Raw genomic sequence first — 6,606 nt, 5'->3', positions numbered from 1 at the left:
GGCGGGGCGGTGTGGGTTGGCAGGACCGTTGGCGCCATGGATGGCGCCATCGAGCCCCCATGGACGGGTTTACGGCGTGTCCTGCCAACCCACACCGCCCCGCCATCCCACGGAATGCCCGCTGTTGCTGTTGCCGTTGCTTCAGCCTCTGCAGGTGCAGGGCTGCAAGCCCTGCCGACCCCCCCCCTACCTACGCGGCAGGTAGGTCACCAGTGACAGGTCGTGCCGGCTCTCCGGCACCAACGCCACGTACTGCAGGTCCAGCAACCCGCGCGTGGGATGGTTCAGCTTCTTCGCACCTTCATCGAACCGGCGCACGTCGTGCTCCGGCCACCACTGGCGGAACTCCTCGCTGTGCGCAGCGATGTCCTCGGCCAGCGCCAGGAACGGGGCCTTGTCCGGCGCCTGCGCCATCGCCGCGCGGAAGCCGGCCAGCAGGCCGCGGGTCATTTCTTCCCAGTTGAGGATCAACGTGCGGTACGGCGGGTACAGGAACATCAGCCGCAGCGTGTTGCGCTCATGTGGCGCCAGCTGGCTGTAGTCCACGAACAGGTCGGCGATGGCCGGGTTCCAGGCCAGGATGTCGTAACGGGTATTGCGCACGTAGGCCGGGATCGGTTGCATCGCTTCGACCAGCTGGCGCAGGCCATCGGTCACTGTCTCGTCGGGAGATTCCAGTGGCACCCCGTAGCCGGACAGCGCGAATGCATAGGCGCGTTCGTCGTCACTCATGCGCAGTACCTGCGCCAGGCGTTCAAGGACCTCCGGCGAAGCGCGCACTTCGCGGCCCTGTTCGATCCAGGTGTACCAGCTGACGCTGACCCCGATCGCCAGCGCCACTTCCTCACGCTTCAGGCCCGGGGTACGCCGGCGCCCGGCCGGGAGGCCGAGCGTGGCGGGGTCGACACGGGCACGGCAGGCCTTGAGGAAGCCGCCAAGTTCCTTGCGTTCACTTTCGCTGCGCATCATCGGCCCGTCCTACCCTTTGTAGCGTCGAGCCATGCTCGACGCGTCCGCCAGCTCGCGAGAAGCAGCCGAGCATGGCTCGGCTCTACACAAAAACGGTTCAACCACCCTCGGCGTTGCGCGCGAGGGTGACGATCTCCGCGCAGGCACGTCGATCAGGCATCGACGCGCTTGGAGCCCACGGCCAGGCCGGCCTTCAGGCTGGCTTCGACGAATTCGTCGAGGTCGCCGTCCAGCACCTTCTGCGTATCCGAACGCTCGATGCCAGTACGCAGGTCCTTGATACGGCTCTGGTCGAGCACGTAGTTACGGATCTGGCTGCCCCAGCCGATGTCGGACTTGGTGGCTTCCACGGCGTCCTTTTCGGCGTTGCGCTTCTGGATCTCCAGCTCATACAGCTTGGCGGCCAGCATCTTCATCGCGTTGTCGCGGTTCTGGTGCTGGCTGCGGCCGGTCTGGCAGGCCACGACGATATTGGTCGGGATGTGGGTGATTCGCACCGCCGACTCGGTCTTGTTCACGTGCTGGCCACCGGCACCGGACGAACGGTACACGTCGGTCCGCAGGTCGGCCGGGTTGATGGTGATGTCGATGTTGTCATCGATTTCAGGCGACACGAACACCGAGGTGAAGCTGGTGTGGCGGCGGTTGTCCGAGTCGAACGGCGACTTGCGCACCAGGCGGTGCACGCCGGTCTCGGTCTTCAGCCAGCCGTAGGCATAGTCGCCTTCCACGCGCAGCGTAGCCGACTTGATGCCGGCGACGTCGCCACCGGAGACTTCCATCAGCTCGGTCTTCCAGCCGCGCGATTCACACCAGCGCAGGTACATGCGCAGCAGGATCTCGGCCCAGTCCTGGGCTTCGGTGCCACCGGCACCGGCCTGGATGTCGACGAACGCAGCGGCATTGTCCATCTCGCCGGAGAACATGCGCTGGAACTCCAGCTTCTCGACGTGCGACTGGTGCTTGTCCAGGTCGGCGACCACGGCCAGCGCGGTGTCCTCGTCCTGCTCAGACTCGGCCAGCTCAAGCAGTTCGGTGGCATCAGCCAGGCCGTCCAACACCGAGGCGATGCCGCCCACGGTCTTTTCCAGGCTGGAACGCTCGCGGCCCAGGTTCTGGGCGTATTCGGCATTGTTCCAGACGTCGGGGCTTTCCAGCTCCCGCGTTACTTCTTCAAGACGCTCTTTCTTGGCGTCGTAGTCAAAGATACCCCCGAAGCGACAGCACGCGATCGGTCAGATCGGTGATGCGCTGGCGGACAGGATTCAGTTCGATCATGTCGGCGGTTATGCATTCAAAAGATGACTGGTAATGATACCGCAGGCGGCGGGTACCCGGAATGAGGGCCCGGGCACGCTGCGGGCGGGCGCGAGCGTGGTCCACCGCCGCAGCGTCCGGACCGGGCGATGGCCGCCATGGGCGGGGAGCGGCTGAGCGGCAGCCGACCCCCCGCAGGGCATCCATGCTCCGCGGGCGACGGCGGTGTCCACGGCCCCCCCCCCCCCGGATCGCCGCCGCCAGCCAATCACTACTTCACCTCGAACTCGCCAACCAGCACAGTCTCGGCACGATCCTTCAGCCGCATCGTGACCATCTGGTCCTTCTGCTTCGGCGTGCCCCAGTGCGTGGTCAGGCGCAGCATCAGGGTCGTCGCACCGGTCACCAGCTGCTGGCGGCTGCCGAAGTAATTGGCCTCCACCTTGTACTTGCCGGGCTTGGCATTGCGCAGCGAGAACTGCTCGGGGCCATAGCCGCCGGTGAAGTCCTGCGACATCTGCCCGCCTTGGTAGATCAGGCGGTTGCCGTAGTACGCGCGCTCGCCGTTCGGGTCGGTCACCCAGAGGTCCATGTCGCTGTTGTCGGCATCCCACGACAGCACCACGCGCAGGTCCAGCGGCATCGCCTGCAGCAGGCGCGGGTCGATGCTGCGGGTATCCAGCCGTGGCGTGCTGCGTGCCACCAGGTTGTTCAGCTCATCCAGCGCGATCAGGGCGATGCCGTCGAAGCGGTTGTCCCACGGCCGCACCACCACCTGGTACAGCGGCGCCAACGCCTGCTGCGGCTTGCCCGCAGCCGCCAGTGCCAGGCCAAGATCGCGGAAGCTCTGCGGTTCTTCCTGGCCCATCGCGAGCACCTGCTCGAACACCGGCACCGCCAGTGCCGGCGCGTCGGCCTGCATCAACCGGTAGCCGAGCACGCGCAGCAAGTGGCGGTTGTCCAGATCCATCTCGGCCAGGTTCGACAGCACACGCAGTGCCAGGTCGCGCTGACCCTGCTCCAGCAACAGGTCGGCCACGTCGAGGAAGAATGCGCTGCTGTCGGCGTGTGCATCGCGCTCGGCCAGATAGCGGTCATAGAGATGCGACGCCGAGCCCTGGCGCAGGCGACGGGCGATGGCCGAATCCGGCTGCCAGGCCGCCAGCTGGATGCCGAGCTCGCCCTCGTTGGCGGCAGCGGGCGCAGCGACACGACCACCAGTGACCGTGATTGAATCCAGGGCCTTGTTCGATGCGGACGTTGAGCGACGTGCACGCGCACTGCTGGCTTCCATGCGCTGCTCGGCAGCGGCGGCCATCGGTGCCGGGGCGGGCGGTGCCGCAGGGGCCGGCGCGGCGAGCATCGCCATCGGCGCCGAGTCCATCGCGTAGTCCGCGGATGCAACTTCCAGCGCCCTGCCTTTCAACTGCGGCGGCGCACCCTTCGGCCAGCTGCGGTTCCACCACTGCTGGCGCTCCTTCCAGCGTGCCGCCACTTCATCCAGACGCCGGCGATCAGCAGCGGCACGATCACTTACCTGCACTGCAAACCTGGCGTCGTACTCGGCGCGCAGCTTGCCCGAAGGGCGGATCGCATAGCGCAGGTAGTCCTCCAGGGTCTCCAGCACGATCAGCGAGGTGTCCGGTCCGACCAGGCCGAACTGCTGCGACAGCAGTTGCATTGCCTCGCGGTTGCCTCGGCGGTCGGCGCCGAGTTGCTGCAGACGGGCCTGCGCCCACAAGCCGGCCAGCAGTTCACCGTCGTCACTCTTCTGCGTTGCCGGCAGTGCCTGCCATTCACCGCCGCCCACGCGCACCCGCATCGGCACGCCGTCCGCCGCAAGGCGGGCATGCAGCCATAGCCAGCCTTCGGCCTCGCTGCGACGATCGATCACAACATCCTGTACGCCACGGCCCGCATCGACCTGCACGTCCAACGGCGACGACAGCAGTTCCCGCGCAGCCGCGTCAACATCCTTGCCCAGCGCGACGAAGCGTCCGCCATGGGCTTCGCTCCAGCCGCGCAGGCGCACTGTATCGGTTCGCGCACCAGCACTGCTGACCGCGAACAGGCGCTGCTGCGGTGCGAGTGCTGGCAATGCTTCCGGTCCATAGGTCAGCAGGCCATCGCTGACCAGCAGGTATTCCTTCACGCTCGGTTGCGGCTGCCACTGCGCCAGCGCGCTGGCACCGTCCGGGCGTACGGCCTGCAGTGCTGCACGCAGCTCGCTCCAGTTGCCCGCACGGACACGGAAGCGACGCACCGGTTCCGCGCGGTCACGCAGCACGGTCAACGCCACGGTGCCGTCACCCATCGCTGCGAAGTAGCGATCCAGCAGCGCGAACTCACGCGTGCGATCGCGCTGACCCGAGGATCCGGAGCCGTCCCACAGCAGGCCGATCTCGCTGGGAAGTGTGCGCGGCGTGCGACTGACTACCACCGGCAGCTGCGCCAACAGGTAGTGCCCGTCCTGACAGGGCGCCACTTGGACCTGCGCCTGACGTGCCGCCGGCAGGCTCCACTGCAGCTGCGTCGGCAACTGCGCGCCCTTGCCCTGCCAGTGCAGCTGGCCCGCGTTGATACGGAACGGAGCCGTACCTGCGGTGGCCGCTTCCGGCGCCTGCAGCTTCAACTCAACCGATGCAGCGCCAGCGGCGAACTGCAGCGGCAGCGTCCACTGCCAGCCCTGGCCGGCGAAGGCCAGCGGTTCGCGAATCACCAGCTGCACGCGCCGGCTGCCGCCGGCCGGCAGCGGATAGATACGCAGGCGGAACTGGTTGCCAGCGGTCTGTTCCAGCAGGCCCGGATCGACACCGCGGCGGGCGATTTCCTCGAACACCTGGCGGCCACGGTCCTTGGGCACCGGCACGGCGTCGCGCAGTTCACCGTTGATGTCCAGCGCGAAGCCTGTGATCTGCTGGCCATCGGCCAGCGGGAACTGCAGCTCGCCCTCCAGCACGCGTCGGTTCGGGTTGTGGAATTCGAGGGTGATCCTGGTCTGGGCGATGCCGGCCTGGACCTCGCCTTCGATGCGGGCACGCTGCAGCTGCACCGGTTGTTCGGCAGCGGGCGCGATCAACAGCGGGGTGGTGGCTTGCGGCCTGGCAATACGTGGCGACTGAGCGCCGACAGGGCCAGCCGCGAGGGCCAGCAACAACACAGCGCAGCAACGGACGAAGACCATGACAGGGCTCCAGTGGGATCGTGGACATTTGAACGCACGGACAGCCGGAATGGGGTTGGACCGTGCTCGGCTTTTCTTTGCCCCCATCCACAGGCACCATCCCCCACGCTCCCACACGCGCAAGGATGCCGATGCGATTGCCCCTGCTGGCCACTCTGTTGGCACTGGCCTGCCCCCTGACAGCGCTTGCTGCGGCTCCGGCCAGGAGTCTGTATTTCCAGCACCACGACTGGGTCGTGGCCTGTGACAACACCTTGACCTGCCGCGCCGCCGGCTACGCCACCGACGATGACAGCACCCTGAGTGTGCTGCTCACCCGCAAGGGCGGCCCGGATCAGGCCATCCAGGGCCGCCTGACGCTGCAGCCGGAAGAAGGCCAGACCCAGCCCAAGGGCGCACTGCATCTGCGCATCCAGCAACAGGACCTGGGTGTCCTTGCTCCCTTGAAGAGCGCAGGCACGCACAGCTTGACGGCTGCGCAGACCAGCGCGCTGCTGTCCGCATTGGTGCGCGGCGGTGGAATCGGCGTGACCGATGGCGCTGGCCATCGCTGGCCGCTGTCGGACAAGGGTGCCGCAGCGGCACTGCTGAAGATCGATGAGTACCAGGGCCGCCTCGGCACGCCCGGCGCCGTGATGCGCAAGGGCAGCACGCCTGAATCCAGCGTCCCCGCCGCACTGCCGGTGCCGGTTGTGCGCAAGGCCGCTACCCTGGATTCGACTCCGGATGATCCCGCGCTTGCTCGGCTGGCCGCCTCACCCGCCCTGCGCGCGGCACTGCGTGCCACGCTGGAGGACGACAGCTGCGAAGGCCTGCAGGAAACTGATGCCGACGTTCCGCTCAGCAACTCCCCGCTGCAGGTCCGGCGCCTGGACGCGCAGCATGTGCTGGTCACTGTCCCGTGTTGGCGCGGGGCCTACAACATCGGCGATGGCTATTGGGTCGCCAGCCCGCAGGCGCCGTTCCAGGCGCAATGGGTGACCAGCGATGCGATCGACTACACCGACGGCCAGATCATTGCCGCGCAGAAGGGCCGCGGCCTCGCTGACTGCATTTCGCACGCAGCCTGGACGTGGGACGGGACGAACTTCATCGCGACGTCCGAGGTGGCACCGGGTCTATGCCGGGGCGTGCCCGGTGGCACCTGGGAACTGCCGATGCTGGTCAGCGAGGTCCGCTGACGCCACAGAAAAAGG

At 67.3% G+C, this 6,606-nt stretch carries 4 protein-coding genes; 1 reads left to right on the top strand and 3 read right to left on the bottom strand.

Annotated features, from left to right (window positions below):
- Positions 1 to 186 precede the first annotated feature (186 nt).
- The 3 genes from V3B25_RS16855 to V3B25_RS16845 form a co-directional block, all read right to left on the bottom strand.
- The gene (locus V3B25_RS16855; RefSeq protein ID WP_046985666.1) at positions 187 to 969 is read right to left on the bottom strand and encodes a helix-turn-helix transcriptional regulator; all 783 of its coding nucleotides are present in this window, start codon (positions 967 to 969) and stop codon (positions 187 to 189) included.
- Positions 970 to 1,121: 152 nt separating this feature from the next.
- Positions 1,122 to 2,247, bottom strand: a protein-coding gene (gene prfB / locus V3B25_RS16850) for a peptide chain release factor 2 (RefSeq protein ID WP_097048047.1) whose coding sequence is annotated in 2 segments (ribosomal slippage) — positions 1,122 to 2,171 and positions 2,173 to 2,247 — 1,125 coding nt in all. Because the reading frame shifts where the segments join, the coding sequence is not laid out codon by codon here.
- Positions 2,248 to 2,497: 250 nt separating this feature from the next.
- The gene (locus V3B25_RS16845) at positions 2,498 to 5,410 is read right to left on the bottom strand and encodes a VIT domain-containing protein (RefSeq protein ID WP_329811031.1); all 2,913 of its coding nucleotides are present in this window, start codon (positions 5,408 to 5,410) and stop codon (positions 2,498 to 2,500) included.
- A 131-nt stretch (positions 5,411 to 5,541) separates the two neighbouring features.
- On the opposite strand from V3B25_RS16845, the gene V3B25_RS16840 reads away from it, so the two are divergent.
- On the top strand, positions 5,542 to 6,591 hold the full coding sequence (locus V3B25_RS16840) for a DUF1176 domain-containing protein (RefSeq protein WP_329811030.1): 1,050 nt from the start codon (positions 5,542 to 5,544) through the stop codon (positions 6,589 to 6,591).
- Positions 6,592 to 6,606 lie beyond the last annotated feature (15 nt).

The sequence above is a fragment of the Stenotrophomonas sp. SMYL8 genome (assembly GCF_036320065.1).
In the GTDB taxonomy this organism is placed as follows: Bacteria; Pseudomonadota; Gammaproteobacteria; order Xanthomonadales; family Xanthomonadaceae; genus Stenotrophomonas; species Stenotrophomonas maltophilia_A.
This window is presented reverse-complemented; position numbering and strand designations above follow the sequence as displayed.

Coding starts and splice junctions, on each gene's coding strand:
- V3B25_RS16855 (WP_046985666.1), bottom strand. CDS start 969: ATGATGCGCAGCGAAAGTGAACGCAAGGAACTTGGCGGCTTCCTCAAG.
- V3B25_RS16845 (WP_329811031.1), bottom strand. CDS start 5,410: ATGGTCTTCGTCCGTTGCTGCGCTGTGTTGTTGCTGGCCCTCGCGGCT.
- V3B25_RS16840 (WP_329811030.1), top strand. CDS start 5,542: ATGCGATTGCCCCTGCTGGCCACTCTGTTGGCACTGGCCTGCCCCCTG.